The organism is Desulfopila sp. IMCC35006 (assembly GCF_005116645.1).
GTDB lineage: Bacteria > Desulfobacterota > Desulfobulbia > Desulfobulbales > Desulfocapsaceae > Desulforhopalus_A.
Map to the genome: position 1 here is coordinate 124986 of NZ_SWCM01000001.1, position 17485 is coordinate 142470.

11 protein-coding genes are annotated in these 17485 nt (G+C 51.0%); 3 read left to right on the forward strand and 8 right to left on the reverse strand.

The genetic code is table 11. The features are described from left to right. Positions 1–86: 86 nt before the first annotated feature. The 5 genes from FCL47_RS00560 to FCL47_RS00580 form a co-directional block, all read right to left on the reverse strand. A complete protein-coding gene (locus tag FCL47_RS00560; RefSeq protein ID WP_136811475.1) occupies positions 87–1049 on the reverse strand; it encodes a putative transporter in 963 nt (320 codons plus the stop codon). A 96-nt stretch (positions 1050–1145) separates the two neighbouring features. Next, positions 1146–2561 (reverse strand): DUF3999 domain-containing protein, encoded by a 1416-nt coding sequence (locus FCL47_RS00565; RefSeq protein ID WP_136811477.1) that lies wholly within the window; start codon positions 2559–2561, stop codon positions 1146–1148. Further along, entirely contained in the window at positions 2558–5248 is a 2691-nt protein-coding gene (locus tag FCL47_RS00570; protein ID WP_136811479.1) for a DUF2339 domain-containing protein, read from the reverse strand. The genes FCL47_RS00565 and FCL47_RS00570 overlap by 4 nt, the downstream gene beginning before the upstream one ends. Positions 5249–5259: 11 nt before the next feature. Continuing rightward, positions 5260–5964 carry a ribonuclease PH gene (gene rph / locus FCL47_RS00575; RefSeq protein ID WP_136811481.1) on the reverse strand — a complete coding sequence of 235 codons (705 nt, stop codon included), beginning with the start codon at positions 5962–5964 and terminating at the stop codon, positions 5260–5262. 496 nt (positions 5965–6460) lie between these two features. Further along, complete coding sequence (locus tag FCL47_RS00580) at positions 6461–7507, reverse strand: TRAP transporter substrate-binding protein (RefSeq protein WP_205747162.1); 1047 nt, start codon at positions 7505–7507, stop codon at positions 6461–6463. A gap of 380 nt (positions 7508–7887) precedes the next feature. Here FCL47_RS00580 and FCL47_RS00585 point away from each other — a divergent pair, with 380 nt between their 5' ends. After that, a complete protein-coding gene (locus FCL47_RS00585) occupies positions 7888–8925 on the forward strand; it encodes a TRAP transporter substrate-binding protein (protein WP_136811483.1) in 1038 nt (345 codons plus the stop codon). Between the two features lie 102 nt (positions 8926–9027). On the opposite strand, the gene FCL47_RS00590 is transcribed toward FCL47_RS00585, so the two are convergent. Further along, positions 9028–14196 carry a RecQ family ATP-dependent DNA helicase gene (locus FCL47_RS00590; protein ID WP_136811485.1) on the reverse strand — a complete coding sequence of 1723 codons (5169 nt, stop codon included), beginning with the start codon at positions 14194–14196 and terminating at the stop codon, positions 9028–9030. A 551-nt stretch (positions 14197–14747) separates the two neighbouring features. Here FCL47_RS00590 and FCL47_RS00595 point away from each other — a divergent pair. Together FCL47_RS00595 and FCL47_RS00600 are read left to right on the forward strand one after the other, a co-directional pair. Continuing rightward, on the forward strand, positions 14748–15227 hold the full coding sequence (locus FCL47_RS00595; RefSeq protein ID WP_136811487.1) for a YbhB/YbcL family Raf kinase inhibitor-like protein: 480 nt from the start codon (positions 14748–14750) through the stop codon (positions 15225–15227). Positions 15228–15373: 146 nt separating this feature from the next. Then, on the forward strand, positions 15374–15916 hold the full coding sequence (locus FCL47_RS00600) for a flavin reductase family protein (RefSeq protein ID WP_136811489.1): 543 nt from the start codon (positions 15374–15376) through the stop codon (positions 15914–15916). Positions 15917–16049: 133 nt separating this feature from the next. Here FCL47_RS00600 and FCL47_RS00605 read toward each other — a convergent pair whose 3' ends face one another. Both FCL47_RS00605 and FCL47_RS00610 read right to left on the reverse strand, forming a co-directional pair. Then, positions 16050–16775, reverse strand: a complete 726-nt coding sequence (locus tag FCL47_RS00605; protein ID WP_136811491.1) for an amino acid ABC transporter ATP-binding protein — start codon at positions 16773–16775, stop codon at positions 16050–16052. 2 nt (positions 16776–16777) lie between these two features. Further along, positions 16778–17446: an amino acid ABC transporter permease gene (locus tag FCL47_RS00610; protein WP_136811493.1), complete on the reverse strand. Its 669-nt coding sequence runs from the start codon at positions 17444–17446 to the stop codon at positions 16778–16780. Positions 17447–17485 lie beyond the last annotated feature (39 nt).

The window sequence follows — 17485 nt, forward strand, 5'->3', positions numbered from 1 at the left end:
TTTATTATTTTCTGCATGTCACGAGAAAGGGTCGGGTTTGAATTTTTAAAATCTCTGCGGCAAGAGTTCAGACCCAGCCCCAAGGATTAATAATTAATATTTAATTCGAACTCTCTCAGACGCTTATGAATTGAGCGAAGTTCGGTAATAGTTGTCCAGTTGGCAATAAAGATGGAAAAAGATTCCCGCACCTTGCTGAAAGCATTGGAAACCTGGACCAGCACTCCCAAGGTGATCAGGCCGGTAAAAAGGCCCGGTCCCATAATCAGGTAAGGAACGATGACCATCAGTTGTTCAAAGAAATTAACCCAGATATCAAAATATCCGTAGTGCAGAAACAGCCGGTGATAGTTGAATTTCAAACCGACAAACAGTTCGGTGATGGTCTCGGTTTTCCCGTAATGTATCTTGTCGTCTTCAGCGTAAACCAGTTCTTTTCGAAATGCTGCTTCTACTTTCTGGTTGTTATACTCTAAGCCCGGCAACTTAATTCCCACAAACCAGGAAATAAGCAGGCCGCCTACCGAAACCAGCAAAGCGACCCAGACCAGGCTTCCCGGGATGTCTTTGATATGCTCAATCTCAACCCCTTTGCTCAGACTCCAGAGAATCGGCAGAAAGGCAAAGAGGGTCATGATCGCCCGAATCACCTGCAAACCAAGGCTCTCAAAAATTCTGGCAAACCGGTAGATATCTTCCTGGATACGCTGACTGGAGCCCTCTACTTCCTCTTCCACCTTCTGCCATTTTTCCACATAGGAAAAAGTCATCGCCTCGCGCCACTTAAAGGCATAGACCCGAGTAAAATAGGCGGTCACCGTGGCAATCAACACATAAGGAAAGGCAATCTTCCCAAAGATGAGCATTTGCTCCCAAAACTCACTTATTTTATGTTCGGTGGCTTTTTGGAGAATATTATAAAAACTGCCGTACCACTGATTCAGCCTAACGGTCAATTCCACCTGGACAAACAGGGCCAGGAGCAAGGTCAGTCCACCACCATAGGCCCAGAGGGACCATCTTTTACTCTTAAAAAACGATCTGAACATTCTGTGTAATCCTTCGTGAAAAATCTGGAAAAAGCCTGCTTTTTTATTGCAGAGATGCAGAGTGGGGGCAAATAAGACAACAACAATAATCGGTTATCATTTTCCGGCCACTGTTTTTTCGTCGGCACCCTTCATTTCTTTGATGAGACTGCGGGCCATGAAAGCAAGCAGACCAACACCGAGGACGAGGACTGACCAGAGCAGCCATTTTTTCCAGGGTAACGGTTGCGCTGGATTCTGCAGGGCCAAGGCGCCGCTCAGGACAACCCTTTTGCCTATCAGAGCCCGGCTGATCGCCTGATTCGCCGAATTTCTCGGTATTGTCGGCAGAAGCATCCCGGCATCAGGATTTTTACCCTGTTGCGCGAGTGTACCGCTGCCAAAGGCCAGTAAATACGGGGGCGTCCCTCTGCCAATAAAAAATAATTCGCTCGGCTGCCAGCCCAGTTGCAGGATGAGTTTTCCTTTGCCCGTTTGCAGGCCCGCCCCATCCTGCTTGACCACCACCCGCCACAGTGAATCGGCGGTTGCCGGAACATCGCATGGTTCATTGCGTATTGCATTTCCCTCAACGCTCAGATCGTGGAAGACCCCTTCACAACGTGTCTGCCATCCTGTTTCTGCATCAGATCTGGATTGCACAGAAAGCAAGGCCACAGAGTTTGTCTGGGGAAAACGTATCTGCACACTGCTGGTCGGCAGCCGGTAGCCGGTGGCAAAATCGACCGTCAACCGGTTATCTTTGTTCTGGAGTTCTCCATTGTCAAGGGACACCCAATGACGCTTTCTGCGCGCCTCGATGATTTTCGAAAAACCGGTAACTTCAGTTAAGTTTAATGGCCAGGGTGATTCCTGCCAGGTCAGTTTCAGATACTTCATCGGCCATTGCGGCAATTCTATGGTACGTCGTTTCACCTGCTGGCCCCCGAACTGCAAGTCGGCAAGCGCTGCCCGTGGCACCAGGGGTGTCCAGCGTTCCAGATCGTTACTCTGTTGAATAATCACCGTAAACACCGAAGAATCGGTATCATTTTGCCAGCTGAAGGCCAGCTCCGACACCTCCTTTTGGACATGGCTGAGATCGAGCAGATACCCGGTGATCTTTTGGTCTGCCGACTCTCTGAGTGGATCCGATTTAATATTGACAATGGCTCCTGTTGCATCGCGGGCAACCTGCAGAAAGATTCCTGCAGGATTATTTGCCGGTGACTCCTGCTGGAAAAGAGGAAAAAAGGCTATTGTCTCTTTTTCGCGCAGGGTTGCCGGATCGACGGCAACAGTACGCACCTCATGCGGCACAACCTCCCCGGCGCCATTGAAAACCCGGACATCAGCCAGCTCCGCACTCTTAACCGTACGATAAACCTCCTCCGGCAACTCGACGGAATACACTGCATGGGTACCGCTCGTTTCAAGATAATATCCCGCCGCAAAATCACGAGAGGTGATTTCTCCGGCTTCAAGCTGTCCCGAACTACAGACTAAAACCAATACAAGCAACAGGTATCTCATCGAGAATTTCCCTCAGTTTTAGGAGGCAATGGCGAAAAATAGCCGATAATCAGCATGAGTACACCGACAACCAGAAAAGAGATGATCCGCGCGATGGTCCCGGTTCCGGAGAGATCGACCGCAAAAAGTTTCAAGACAACCATGCTGAGCAGGATGGCACCAACGCCCCAGAGCGCCCTGCTCCCCTTCCTGGTGGCCCAGACGGTCATGGCCATGGCACCAAAACCCCAGAGTGCGGCAATAGCCGCCTGAAAGATCACGGAATGGTACAGTGAATCAGGAAAATACGGAATACCGACATAAAAGTGAACCGAACGGGCAACCACACTGTTTACCCAGCAAAAGAACAGCACCCCAAGCCCCCAGAAGGATTGTTTCTCAGGCAGACGTTTTATGTAATAGCCCGCCTTCTTACGGCGCAGTACCCACAACATCAGGACGATGAGGACAATCAGTCCGGACAGTTCTATGGGGTTGAAAAGTGTAATATAGGGCAACGGCAGAGGGTCACCGGCAATACGAAATGACTCGACCAGCCAGAGCACAAGACACAAAGCGGGCAGCACCCCGCCCATGCCCAGGTAGTCGGATGCATACTTGCCTGCCGGCCAGGATGTTCCTTTTCCCAGTTGTAGAAGCAGCAGCAAAAAAATGCTGGGGACCAGGGCCCAGCAGATCGTGGTCCAGACCTCACCGAGCCCCGGCAATTGATGCATTGCCCAGGCTCCCTCATCACAGAGGACAAAGAGCAGCAGCCACATTGTACCCAGGTGCCAGGCTACCAGGTTGCGTGTGGGCCAGTTACCGGCAAAGAGATACAGAATCCGGTATTGCACGACAAAGGCAATAGTCCAGGCCAACGCCCCCCAACCGGCGAATAAATGAAACCGCGAGGAAAAGTCGGCAAAACTCATGAGCGCAAGCAGAACCATGGCCGGCAATTGCAGATACAAAGCCAGCTCTAAGCGCGGCCACGCGAGCTTTTTGCAGGCCATACCTGTGAGAATGGAACCGACGCAGCAAAACAGCAGAAAACCGTTCTCCATGCCGATATGGGCCATCTGCTTATCCACTTCACGAAGACCGCCGACATACCACCAGATAAGTCCAAGAATCATCAGCGGCAGGAGGAAATACCGTTCCCATTTCTTCAATTCATTTTGATAACGATCCAGAAAATAACTGGAAAAAAGAGCCGCCAGGGCGAGCAGAGCGCAGCCAAGAAAATATTGATTGGCAAAAGGCACTGCGAAAAATGGATACCAGACCGAATCCAGAAAAATATATGCAGCTGCTAATTGCAACACGATCCCGAAATGGCGGGCAAGCACACGCTTCTGCCTGAGCCCGACCCAGACCATTCCGGCCCCCTCAAGAGCCCATATCGACGCCGACCATTGTCCGTCAAGAGCCAGTGGAATCGCCAGACTGCCAAAGACTACCCCCAGGGCCAGAAAAGCCTCGCACAAGAGATGCATTGACTGGCTGAGCCTGCGCCATAACAAGGTAGCCAGACTCAGGTAAAATAACCCGAGGGCCAGGGCAGAAAAGGCCATGCCATAACGCAGGTCTCTGACCAGAAAATACTGCAGCGAAGACACCACCAGCGGCAGACCGAATACCAGCGGCCCATCAATGAACCCCCGGAGATTAATCGGCTGACGCTGGGCAAAGAGGATGGAAATGACGACATAAAATACGAAAAAAAGCACCAGAAACGGCTCTGTCGAGGTGAAGTATCCCGGCTGGTAGCCCGAGCTGCCCCAAAGTGTTCCAATGGCAAAGGTGAAAATAAACCCGATCAGGTTCAATTCCCGCCAGGATGCAAACCAGGCGATCCCGAGAATGCCGCAATTGAGCAGGGCATAATAAGAAAAGAGCATAACGTGACTGCCGCCGCCGGTGGACATCAGCACCGGAGCAAGGAAACCACCGACAATGCCAAACACGGCAAGATATTTAGCCTCCTGCAATACCGCCAGCATGCCCGACAAGGCGACAAGGCCAATCATTACGGCAAGAGAAAGGGTCATCGGCAGAAAGTTGTACAGTCTGGCCGCGGCGAAGACCACTAGATACAAAATGCCCACGCCGCCTCCCTGGAGCACAAGGCCATAGCCGGCCCTGGATTGCCTCAAACGCCAGCCGATTCCCAGCACGGCCATACCACTCACGGCCACGCCGATCAAGCGCAGTTCAATGGGAATCATGTTGCGCTGGGCCGCATATTTCAACAGAAAAGCCACCCCGAAAAATATGATGATAATGCCAATCTTGAGCACCAGATTGCCGCTGGTAAAAAAATGGCTGATTGTTTCCGATAATTTTATCGCCTTCCCCCGATATCTCGCTAAGAAACGATCAAAGAAAGAAGCTGGCCCAACCGGTGCCAGACGATCCGCCTCTTTTGCCGGAGGCACCATACCAGGTGCCGTTGCAGCCTTTTTACGCAGTACTTCCTGCGATGCAACGGCTTCCGCTGCAGGTGGCGAAAAGACAACTTCATGCGGGATCCTGTCTTCTAGTGATTTTTCTGACTGTACCGATCTTTCAAGAGAGTTGACTCTTTTGCGCAGAGCTAAAACTTCAGCAGTCAGAACACCAATCAGGCCGCCCATGATGAAGCCGCTCAAGCCAAAGCGCAAGATTGCCATAAAACCGATGGCTAAACCGAGAATCAGATGCATCGTATCTCCTGCTACGCCTTATCCCGCCAGAGCAGGAAGAGTTCTTCGATGCCTTTTCTGGCATATCCGGCCATGGCCAGGTATGCAGCGTCGGCAAAGGGCTGACCTTCCGCCGAGGCCTGGATCTCAATCCATCGCCCATCACCGGCCATGACAAAGTTGGCGTCGGTTTCGGCCGACGAATCTTCGCTGTAATCAAGATCGAGGAGAGCTTCACCTTGCAGAATTCCGGCAGAAATCGCGGCCACGGGCATAATGGGCGGGAGTGTCTCCAGGCGGCCAGCGGCGACAAGCTTCTGCAGGGCGTCTCGTACCGCCAGAGCTCCACCGGTAATCGAAGCCGTACGCGTTCCGCCATCGGCGTTCAGTACATCACAGTCAACCCGTAGCGTTCTCTCCCCAATAGCGGTCAGATCGACCATCATCCTGAGACTCCTGCCGATCAACCGTTGAATTTCCATGGTTCGGCCTGACTGCCCCTTGGTTTCGCGTCGGTATCGACCATTGGTCGCACAGGGAAGCATGCCGTATTCAGCGGTTATCCACCCCTGCCCGCTGTCCTTGAGAAAAGGAGGCACCTTTTCTTCCACTGAAACCCCGCAGATAACGTGGGTGTTGCCCATACGGATGAGCACCGAGCCATCGGCCTGATACTGCACCCCCCTCTCGATCGAGATGGGCCGGAGGCTATCGGGTTGTCTATTATTGCTTCGCATATTGTTCCTCTGAAAAATTATGGATGAAGGCATCGTAAACAGCTCAAAATACGGCTATCTGTTTTCCGTGCACCGCGTATGGGAAAAAGATTGTATCTGGTAATGCAGAAGATTGTACGTCTTCTCTCGGATAAACGCAAATCAGGCCCGGTATGGATACATACCGGGCCTGGGATAAAGCCGTACAAATATCAAGCTTGGCCCCGCCAAAAAGCATTTTGATTACCACTAAAGTTCAGCTTGGAAGGTCACGTGGGTTATGAAGTGCCCTTTGCATGGGTGTTCCGCAGCCTGGATGGGTGCGGTCAAGCTCCCAGGGATGGGTTTATGGCGTCCCGTGCAAAGGGCACCTCATAACCCCATATAGCTGAGGTTTAGTGGTAATCACAAAAAGCAGTGCGGGATTTTTTTAATACTCGTTCGTCGGATATTCTTTACCATCCCCCCTTCAAGGGGGGATAAGCTGCTTTACGAAATGTTTTACGAACAGTACAAACTATTCCTGCAATATTTTCCGCACCTTATCCAGGTACTCCTGGCCTATCTTCGGGCCCCACTCTTTATATACGGTTTGACTTTCGGCGATCATTTTTTCTTTATCCGCCGGCTTTAATTGCAGAAACGTAACACCTTCCGCCTTGGCGGCAGCGATCTGCTCCAGCTGCTGCTGCTTGGTGCGCGTTCTGGCAACGGCACTCTCCTCCTGCACTATTTTCAGGAGAAGCTGCTGTAAATCTCCGGGCAATTTATCCAGCCATTTTTTATTGATGATATGGACATACAACCCTTGGGCATAATCGAGCTCGGTATAGTATTTGGCAATGGTGAATTTTTTAGAGATATTGCAGACGATCGGGGTGTGATCAAGACCGTCGATGACTCCAGTCTGCAGTGCCTGGGGGACATCAGGCCAGGGCAGGACCGCGAACTTAAGCTTCCAGGCTTTGTATGTGTCGATATTGACCGGGGCCTCGGCGATACGAAAGTTGACGGTTCTTGCCTCATCCATGGTGGTTACCGGCCGGGTGGTCGCCCAGCCGTAGCTGCCATATCCCGTAAAATCAATGACCTGAAGCCCTTTAGCTGCCGGGGCATCACGAAAGGTATTCCACAGTTCCGGGGTAGCCCTGAATTTGTCCAGTTTATCAAAGGTATCGACAACATAGGGAAGATTGACGACACCAAGTTCGGGCGCAATATTGGCTGCGGCAACGGAAGAACTCATCATTCCCTGAATGGCGCCGAAACTCAGCTTATTCATTACGTCCTTCTCACCGCCAAGTTGACTCAACGGACGAAAATCGACATACAGTTGCCCTTTAGATTCTTCCCAGACTCGATCGCGAATGCGAAAACCGACAGCAACCCCTTCGATTGCCGGATGACCGACACAGGAGAGAAGATAAACATACTTCGCTCCAGAGGGGTCAAAGGAGGGCTGCCATTTTGCCATAGGGTCATCTGCACCTGAGGCGGGCAAGCTCAAAAAACTCCCAAGTATAACAATCATGATACCGAGACTCGTCATTTTCAGCGCTGTCATTGTTTCACTCCTTGTTTTTGAGGTACAGAACAAATATGCCAGGCTGAAGGTAACGGAATGGTGCCTGATTTTGCAACTAAATTCGGCAATCATTTCGAGGTAACTATCTAATAAAACGACATATCGACAGAACTACCCGGCCATTGACATTCACCAATTACTCTATTTATCATAATTTAATTAGACCACAAGCGCATAAAACCTAATTATATTCTTATTTTTTAAGTTTTAGACGCATTAGATTCAACAAAATGGTTTACGGATATTGCTTATTCATGTTATTGAAAAGGTCATCAATTAGAGGACATATCATTTCACGAAAATATTGTCGGGATGATTTGCACCGGTCCTTACCCTATCCACAACAAGGAGGCTCCATCATGAAGAAGCTGTTCACTGTTCTGCTGATAGCATGCTGCCTGCCAGCTATAGCCCTGGCCGCAGATGTTAAGAAGAATCCTCTGGAGGCCTGGCAGCCAAAGTTTGACCCAAGTGGTGCTGAGTACACCTATCTCCTGTCAAACGTCTCCCATCCGGTTATCGAAGGAGTCGGTGCGGGATATCGTATTCGCGACAAGGTATGGGAAAAGTCGGGAGGCCGCCTGTATGTCGACTTTCGTCCCCTGCTCCAGCTCGGCGGCGAGAAGGATGTCATCAGCAAGCTCAAGCTGGGCGCCATTCAGGGAATGATGAGTTCTTCCGTTGCCGCGGCCAATGTCTCCGACCTCCTCGGCATTGTCAATCTTCCGTATGTTATCGATACCTTTGACAAACTGGACAAATTCAGACACACCCCCGAACTCTGGCAACCCTTTGCCGACGGAGCCTTAAAGCAGGGCCTCATAGTCGCGGATATTACCGGATACGGCCCCTATGGCTGGGCAAGCACCACCCCGATAAGAACCTTAGAGGACGCAAAGAATACCAATTTCCGCATTGCCGAGGCCCCGGTCAATACCGATATCTACAAGGCCTGGGGCTTAAAGTTTACCGTCATGCCCTGGGGGGACGTCCCACAGGCCCTGCAGACAGGGGTTATCACCGGTCTGGACCATACTGCCATTGTCTGCAATATCACCAAGAAATTCACCATCGCCAAAAACTTTACCGAGCTAAACTATGCCCAGGGCTTATTCGTTCACTTGATCAATAAAAGATGGCTGGATAAATTACCGAAAGATCTTCAGGAAATTCTGCTGACCACCATTGCCGAAGAAAGCGAGAATACCCGGGCCTTAACCCGCCAGCAGCATGATGCCCAGGTGGCAAAAGCAAAAGAGGCCGGAGTGGAATTTATCAAGCTCTCCGACGATGATATCAAGAAGCTGAAAACCATGGCCGAGCCGGTATTGCAGGACTGGGGCAAGAAGATCGGCCCGGACTACCTTGCCAAGGTACGTAAAGAGCTGGGCACCTGATTTTCATTAACTTTTCAGGATAGAGTTCACACCTGGTTCCCATGCGCCGCATGGGAACCACCTTTCACGTATTTTTCACAAATGTTGCGAAACCATCAAGCTTCACCGGGTTAACTCGACTTCAACTATCGGCACCTCCCAGTGATCACCATAACAGCTGTTGCTGAAGCGTTTATCCGCACTATCCGTTTTATACCGCCGAACCATGGCAACCACCCTGCCTGCCCGCACGAAGTCCACCTTTCCCTGCAATTGTGCCTGTGCACTCTTTGACAGTCGGGCAACCGACAGCCCTTCGCCATTGACCAGTTCAAAATGTTCCTTTCGTTTCGCCAGCTGCAACCGATCTCCGGCCTGCAACTGCTGCAAGGCTCTGCGTACCTGATGGTTGACAGGTTTTAATCCGGCAAAGTCCAGAAAAAGATCGGTCAACCCCAGCAGACGGTATTGTCTGTTGATGGGCTCCTTTTTCTTTATGGGCGCAGCCTGGCGGGCTATTAAATATTCCCCGGCAATCGCGCTCGCGTGGGGATTGTCCATGCCCACCGGATTAAAAAGATGCAGTGTCTGCCTGGCACGGGACATGCCGACATAATACAACCGGCGCTCCTCTTCCATCTCCGTGCCCTGCTTCTTCTGCCAGCCATGGCCCAGCAGAAAAACATGGTCAAACTCAAGGCCTTTTATGGAATGAACCGTGGAAAGAAAAATGCCGTCGGAAAGATTTTTCGAGCGGCCCTGATCGGAGAGCGCTTCATAAAAATAGTCTTCTACAACTGGAACGGGCTGCGGGATATCGCTTGTTTCCTCCCGCCATTCACCTATCAGCCTTCTGAGATTGCGCTGCCAGATCGTATCGGCGCTAGCCTCAGCCGGAACAAAGGCAAGAAGAGACCCGGCCGTTCTGCTCTGCTGCCTCGTTTCCCGCAAGTGGTCAAGCAGCAGGGCGTTTTCCCGGATTTTCGTCAGACGGGGAAACGCACTGCTGCGGCCCCAGTTTAAACTGACCGGAATGGCCTCCTGCTCGAAAACCGTCCGGACCATATCGAGCCCCTGCCACTCCCGGGCAAGAACGGCACATTCGCTGAAAGCAAAACCACTCTGCAGCCGCTGCAGACGCCGCATCTCCTCGAGCAGGGTCCAGGCCTGATCTTCCCTGCTGCCGACATTGATGCGCTGTACCTTCCCCCTGGTGAGCGGATCATTGAGCTGCCAGTTGCCGCCGGCCGGCAGACTCAGCCTCGCTTCATTAACCTGCAGCGACTGCCCGGTCTTCATCCGATCGCTGTTCAGGCTGATAAGTCCATTTGCCGCACTAATGATATTGGCGGTCGATCGATAATTTTCGATGAGGTAATGGATCTCCGCCTGGTAATCCTCCTGGAATTTACGGATAAACCCGACATTGGCCCCCCGGAACCGATAGATATTCTGGTCGTCGTCCCCCACGGCCAGGATGGTCATCTTCTGATCCTTTTCTTCCAGGGTCTTGCCGGCCAGCAGGGCGACAAGCTCATACTGCTCGGCATCGATATCCTGATATTCATCGACCAGGATATGGCTGATCCTGCCAACCAGTGCATATCTGGGTGGAACAGCGCCGAAACCTGTGGCATCTCCCTCGCCTTGCAACAGCCGTATTGCATCCTGGATAACCGAGGAAAAATCAATTTCCCCGCTACTGTCCCGGCTGGCACCAACCAGAGACCTGCCGGTCAGGCGCAGGGCCAGGCCGTGAAAGGTAAGGGTCGTGACGCGGGACATGTCATTGCCGACCAGATCCCGCATCCTCCGGCGAAGACTCATCACCGCGCTGCGGTTAAAACATAAAACCAGAATGGACTCGGGCTTCACTCTTTTCACCCGAAGCAGATACGCCACCCGATGGGCGACGACCCGTGTCTTGCCCGAACCCGGGCCGGCGAGAACCAGCATGTTCTTATCCGTTGCCGCAGCGACGATGCGTTCCTGGCGGTCATTTTTCAGATCATCGACAATCCTGAGATACGACTGTTCGCTCGTCGCCCTCGCCAAATATTTTTCCTTGCCCGGGAAAAATCTCTGAATGAAATCCTCTTTATCGTCATTGAAATAGGAAGCAACCAGGTTCATGGCCACACTGAGCTTCTCCAGCGCCCGCCTGGCATACTCGTTCATCACATGAATCTGGAAATTACGCTCGCTGTAGTGGGTTTTCAGCGGAGAAAAATCGGCTCCGGAATATCGTTTGCCTTTCGCTTCCGGGTTGATGCGGATGGTCATGGCCTGGCGGAAGACGGCCAGCCCCTGCTGGAGTTCGATCACTCCCTGCTCGTGCATAAAGGTCAGCGCCCGCTCTGCCGCGGCAAGAGGGTCCCGGAGCTGGGGCAGAAGCAGCAGATCGGTTTTCAGGCCGGCAATCACTTTTTCCAGGGTGAACTCGACCAGAAGACTGGCGTTTGGTTTGGCTGATGGCGCAATGGCGCCGACGATTACCTGCAAAGCGGCAGCGGCGGCAAGCTGCCGGATACGCACGGTCTGCAGCAGCGAGTGGTAGTCGCGATGCAGCCACAGGGTGAACCGGTTGTTTCCCGAAGCCCTGAGGGAAAGGCTGCCGCTCTGCCCGGCCAGTCCCTTGCCGTCCCGGGAGAGGCCATAGAGGATGAGTTTCAGGATGTTTGGGTTGCTGTTTGCAAAGCCCCGGTCCAGCAGCTGCTGGTTTACCTGGCGAAGATCGATTTCGAGAGGACTCTCGACTTCGGCCTCCGGTGCCGTTTCCTGCAGAACATGCAGAAAATCATTTTCCAGCCCAATTATCTGCTGCAACTGTTTTTCCGCACTGTTCTGCACTTTAAAGCGGACATAGGCAGAGAGCATCGTCTCCTTGGAGAGCAGCCCCTGCTCGGCCATATCTTCCATGGTTCGGATAACACGCAGGGTTTCCGATTCGGACACCGGATCCTCGGGCGTGGCGGCAAAAGAAGACTGACCCGCCAGTTCATCGGCACTGAATGCCCGGTTTGGCCGCCGTTCCATCAAAAGGGCCAGAATCGCCAGCCATCTGGCCTGCTGCCGCCTGGAAAGGCCCATTTTAGCCATTTTTTCAGTTGCCTCATCCAGGCTGCGAACCAGCGGTTTGCCCTGAAAGACCCGGGTCTTATTTTCGTTACGTTCAAGAAAGCCCGCTCGCTCCAGCCAGGAAACGGCAGTGTTCACCTGGGTTACTGCATCGGGATGGTCTGCCATATCCATATCGACCACATCAAGGCGCAATAATTCACCGGCGGTCAACACCACCGATTCTTCACCTTTCGCGGCATAGCGCAGACCGCGAAGAAACTGAGCAATCTCGCGTTGGGTCAGGCGGGAGCTGCTGGAAAGACGAAACTGCCCTTCTATATCCTGCTCGGCAAAAATGAGGATACACTCGGCACCACTGCGATCCCGACCGGCCCGGCCGGCTTCCTGCAGATAGTTCTCCAGCGATCCCGGGATATCGGCATGAATCACCAGCCGGACATCGTCCTTATCGATGCCCATGCCAAAGGCGTTGGTCGCACAAATAACAGGAGTAGTCCCTTCGATAAAATTTTCCTGAATGCGTTTTTTCAGTGAGGGCTCGATACCGGCATGAAAGGCCTCTGCCGTGTACCCGGCGAGCTGGAGAAATTCCGCCAGTTTTTCGGTGTTTTTCCGGGTCGCGCAATAGATGACCACACTGCCGGTTCCCTGATATCTCGCTTTCAGCAACTCGAGGATTGTCTGGTTCTTTTCATGCTTTTCCACCGGCCACACTTCATAATGCAGGTTGGTTCGTTCATGCCCTCCGGCAAATTGGATGATTCGCAAGCCAAGTTGGCTCTGGATGATGTCGATAATTTCGGCCCGCACATCCTTTTTCGCGGTGGCGGTAAAACACTCGACCGGCGGGATGACGGTGGTTTCCTTTTGGGCAAACTCGCGAATAAACCGGATGGCGTAGAGATAATCAGGCCGGAAATCATGTCCCCATTTGGACAGGCAATGAGCTTCATCAAAGACCCAGGCACCGATTTCCCGCTGGCTGATGGTCTTAATAAAGGAGTGATTGCGCAGCTGTTCAGGGGAAACAAACAGAATCCCGACATCGCCAAGACGAACCGCTTCGATAACCTCCCCGCGCTCGGGCATGGTCAACATGCCGTAGAGGGCTGCGGCAAGCTTTGTACCGGTCTGTTTCTGAAAATTATCCACCTGATCTTTCATCAGTGCCTGGAGAGGCGAGATAACGATGGTCAGCATGTTGCGCCGCTGATAACGCATCAGGGCGGGCAGCAGATAGCACAGCGACTTCCCGCCTCCTGTTGGCAGCGTGGCAAAAATCGACAGATTTCTGGCGGCGGCTGCCACTATTTCGGCCTGGAGGCTTTTGCCGTCCCCGGTGGCCGGATCTGGCCGGAAGTCCTCGAAACCATAATAATTGTGCAGATACGCCCGGGGGTTGTGGTGCTCCCGGCAATAGCTGCAATCGCTTCTGCCGCAGCTGTTCTCCCGCAGTTGATCGAGTAAAACCACCACTTCGGTAAAACGATGCCGGACCCAGGGCGGCAGGACGGAATTCCCGCCAGCAACCGTCAGCCAGGCAGTTATGTAGGCAAGCGGTGTATGGCTCAGGGTCCCGTACAGCAATCGCTCGACAATATTTTCCACCCCACTCCTGCAGCCATGTTTTACCGCCAGCCAGGAAAAGGATTCATACAGATCATCTCCTTCCAGAAGAGGAATACCCATTGCTCCCAGAGCCGCAGCCGTGCCGGCAAGATTTTCATCCTGCTGCAAAAAACTTCTGTAGAGTATCGGGGCATCGGAACCTGCAGTCATCTGGGCGGCAAAGGCGCCCCACTGCTCAATAAATATTTTCCCGGCCAACAGGGCATCCTGTACCGGATCATTGATACTGTCCCGCACCAGCTGATAATCTTTGATTAGACGGTGGTAAGGATTTTCCGGGAAGGCCAGCGGCGAGAGATAGAGGGTGTCAATTGCCGGTTTTTTCAGGAGCTGCAGAAAAGGAGCAAGCTGCCGAAGCCGCGGGATGTCATGGTCCAGGATATTGTGCCCAAGAACAAAGGGTGCGAAACGGCCAAAGGCATCAAATTCCTGCAGCTGCTGCAGCGATATTTTTTTTCCAGAACTCATCAGAAAAGATTTTCCCTGGCAGGAAGCACCAATCGAATAAACAGTGTTGTTCTCGTTTATTTCGATATCAAAAAGAAGGCACTGATGCAGGAAATCCTGAGGTTCTCCGGACATTTTATATGAGGCGGCCATGGTATTGATTAGTATTGCAACATCCTGCTTTAGGTTTACCGCACTCAGTGTCCAATATCGATGTTTTTATTGATCTTCTTTCAAAATATAAGGTGAGGCGGCTCTGGGTTCAATTCGACCAACCGGCTCCTTGGAGATCAAACCACCCTCCCGCTATCTCAAGGATTCGGATGAAGAATGTGTGACGAACCGCCCTGCCAGGCAGACTGGTAAAATTGCCGAATAAGCAATTGTAATACTAAATTGTAGGTGGTAAAAATATAACCAGAAGTAATCACACAAGATACTACGACTTTGTCGTGGTACTCCATTATGACCGCGGCGACATTACCTGCCAATCTGTAGTTTTTTGTAATTGCTGGATAACAATAGTTCGGATCTAGTTGAATTATATGGAATTTTGGCCCAGATCAGGTGAGTCGAGGGCTGACTTGCCCCCTCATACAACTACATAGTATACAAGGCATCTACGGCTTGCAACCTCCAGGCAATGGAGTTGACAGGAAAAAACACAGACAAAAAGGAGAGACATCATGGTTTTTGCACCGACAAGAATGCAGTTAAAAAGTGATGCATTCAAGCAGGATACTCTAATACCATCCAGATTTACCGGAGAAGGAGAAGATGTTTCACCAGCGTTGACCTGGGAAAATCCGCCTGATGGGACAAAGGCCTTTGCCGTTATCTGTCACGACCCGGATGCCCCTCTGGTAAGCAGCAGAGGTACCTATGGTTTTGTACACTGGGTGCTGTATAATATTCCCGGAGACGTGCAACATCTGGATGAAGGCACGCATTTGTATACCAACGGTATTACTGATTTCGGCAAAACCGGCTATAACGGCCCCATGCCGCCCAATGGGCACGGCCTGCATAATTATTATTTTTGGGTACTGGCACTGGATAAGGCAGTCACCCTGGCACCGGGATTGAACCTATGGCAGCTTCTGGAAAAGACAGAGCCACATCTTATCGGAATGAACCGCCTGGTGGGGCGTTATCAAAGGGATTAAGGGGACTAAAAAATCGAGCGAAATAGTTGAGACAAAAAAGGACAGAACGCATTAATCCTCATATTTGCCTATAGTCCATACCTCCTGATTTACCTGGAAAGACTTAATGAAAATATGTGGACTTGGATACCCGAACGGAGATGGACATGGAAAGTCTGCAGATGAGCAGGGTATTCACACTGATAGAACCGGGACCGGTTGTCTTGGTAACTACGAATGACGGCCAAAAAGACAATGTGATGACCATCACGTGGACCATGGTATTGGACTTTACAGCAGAGTTTGCCATTACCACCGGACCATGGAATTATTCATACATCGCACTTCAAGAATCGAAGGAGTGTGTAATTTCAATCCCAACGGTGGACCTCATTGATACCGTTGTTGGAGTGGGAACGTGCTCTGGGGCTGATACGGATAAGTTTACAAAGTTTAAACTCACTCGCTTGAAAGCCAAATATGTTCGGCCCCCAATCATCAAGGAATGCCTCGCAAACATCGAATGCAAGGTTGTTGATATCTTGACTCAATACAACATCGTTGTGCTTCAGGGTGTTGCAGCATACTTTGACAGTACTCGAGAGGAGAAAAAAACGCTCCATGCTGTTGGTGACGGCACATTCATAGTAGACGGACGCAGAATCGACAGAAAGAAGATGATGCAGGCCAAACTTCCAAGTGGAATCTAGCTGTTTGTTAGCCGAAAATATGGTGAGAAGTTACTGGAAACATGGGATTTTAAAATAAGACGGAAAGAGTCAAAAGCAGACCTCTCCCCCCCTTTTCCTTGCTAAACAGAATGGTGTATCAGCAGAGAGTTCTCTACGAGACAACCCTGACAAGAAAATCTTTAAGCCGTGGATGTTCAGGGTTCGTGAAAAACTCCTCAGGCGGTTTATCCACCTGGATAACACCTTCATCGATGAAGACGACTCGATCAGCGACCTCTTTGGCAAAACCCATCTCGTGGGTCACCACCACCATGGTCATCCCTTCAAGAGCAAGTTGTTTCATTACTTCAAGCACTTCACCAACAAGTTCCGGATCCAGTGCCGAGGTGGGTTCGTCAAACAGAATTGCCTTAGGCTGCAAGGCAAGAGCCCGCGCTATTGCCACACGCTGCTTTTGCCCACCAGAGAGCTGGTCTGGGAAGTTTGTATCCTTATCACTCAAGCCCACTTTGGCAAGAAGTGCTTGCCCCAATTCATTTGCCTTGGCTTTATTCATTTTCCTCACCTTTATAGGTCCAAGAGTAATATTCTCAAGCACCGTCATATGAGGGAAAAGGTTAAAATGCTGAAACACCATGGTAGCTTCTGTGCGAACCATATTGATATCGGTATGCTTGTCCATAATATCAAAATTGTCTACCAGAATGGTACCGCTTGTTGGTTTTTCAAGTTTATTTATACAACGCAAAACAGTTGACTTACCAGACCCGGAAGGGCCGATAATAACCACAACCTCGCCTTGCGATACCTGAAGATTTACACCGCGCAACACCTCAATTTCCCCGAATGATTTATAGAGATTTTGAATTTTTATCATATTTATCTCCCCTCTATTTTCATACGTTTTTCAAGTATCTGTAAAACCTTCGCAATACTCATAGTCATGGAGAGATAAATAAGGCCGACGGCAAGATATACCTCAAAAGCCCTGAAGTTAACTGCGACGATCTCATCACCCGTTCGTAATAGCTCCCCCACACCGATAATCATCAGCAATGAGGTATCTTTAAGGCTGATAATAAATTGATTACCCAAGGGAGGCAACATACGCCTGAATGCCTGGGGCCAAATGATATAACGCATTGTTTGCATTGCATTTAAGCCAATGGAACGCCCTGCCTCCATCTGCCCGGTATCAATCGATTGCACTGCACCACGCACAATTTCAGCTATATAGGCACCTGAATTCACGGCAATAACAATAACACCAGCCCCCATGGCCGGCAGTCTAAAGCCAAACGCCATTGGGAGACCGAAATAGAGAAACATCGCCTGCACCAGCATCGGTGTGCCTCGTATCGTCTCTATATACAATCCGGCTATTTTACGAACGATCCATGATGGAGACAATTTCATCAGACCAAAAATAGCGCCAAGAATAAAACCAAAAAAGAGCCCAGCCACGGTGAGATAGACAGTGAGCTCAGCACCTTTTAAAAGCTGAGGGATTGATTCAACAATAATTGATGGTTCAAAATTAAATGCCATAATGGATCTCTATAAGAAAAGAAAAAGGGGGCAAAGTGT

What these genes read in the sequence shown, in the direction of transcription:
- FCL47_RS00570 (WP_136811479.1), bottom strand. Translation starts at nt 5,248, where the DNA reads ATGCATCTGATTCTCGGTTTAGCCATCGGTTTTATGGCAATCTTGCGC.
- FCL47_RS00585 (WP_136811483.1), top strand. Translation starts at nt 7,888, where the DNA reads ATGAAGAAGCTGTTCACTGTTCTGCTGATAGCATGCTGCCTGCCAGCT.
- FCL47_RS00600 (WP_136811489.1), top strand. Translation starts at nt 15,374, where the DNA reads ATGGAAAGTCTGCAGATGAGCAGGGTATTCACACTGATAGAACCGGGA.
- FCL47_RS00595 (WP_136811487.1), top strand. Translation starts at nt 14,748, where the DNA reads ATGGTTTTTGCACCGACAAGAATGCAGTTAAAAAGTGATGCATTCAAG.
- FCL47_RS00565 (WP_136811477.1), bottom strand. Translation starts at nt 2,561, where the DNA reads ATGAGATACCTGTTGCTTGTATTGGTTTTAGTCTGTAGTTCGGGACAG.
- FCL47_RS00605 (WP_136811491.1), bottom strand. Translation starts at nt 16,775, where the DNA reads ATGATAAAAATTCAAAATCTCTATAAATCATTCGGGGAAATTGAGGTG.
- FCL47_RS00560 (WP_136811475.1), bottom strand. Translation starts at nt 1,049, where the DNA reads ATGTTCAGATCGTTTTTTAAGAGTAAAAGATGGTCCCTCTGGGCCTAT.
- FCL47_RS00590 (WP_136811485.1), bottom strand. Translation starts at nt 14,196, where the DNA reads ATGTCCGGAGAACCTCAGGATTTCCTGCATCAGTGCCTTCTTTTTGAT.
- FCL47_RS00610 (WP_136811493.1), bottom strand. Translation starts at nt 17,446, where the DNA reads ATGGCATTTAATTTTGAACCATCAATTATTGTTGAATCAATCCCTCAG.
- FCL47_RS00580 (WP_205747162.1), bottom strand. Translation starts at nt 7,507, where the DNA reads ATGACAGCGCTGAAAATGACGAGTCTCGGTATCATGATTGTTATACTT.
- rph (WP_136811481.1), bottom strand. Translation starts at nt 5,964, where the DNA reads ATGCGAAGCAATAATAGACAACCCGATAGCCTCCGGCCCATCTCGATC.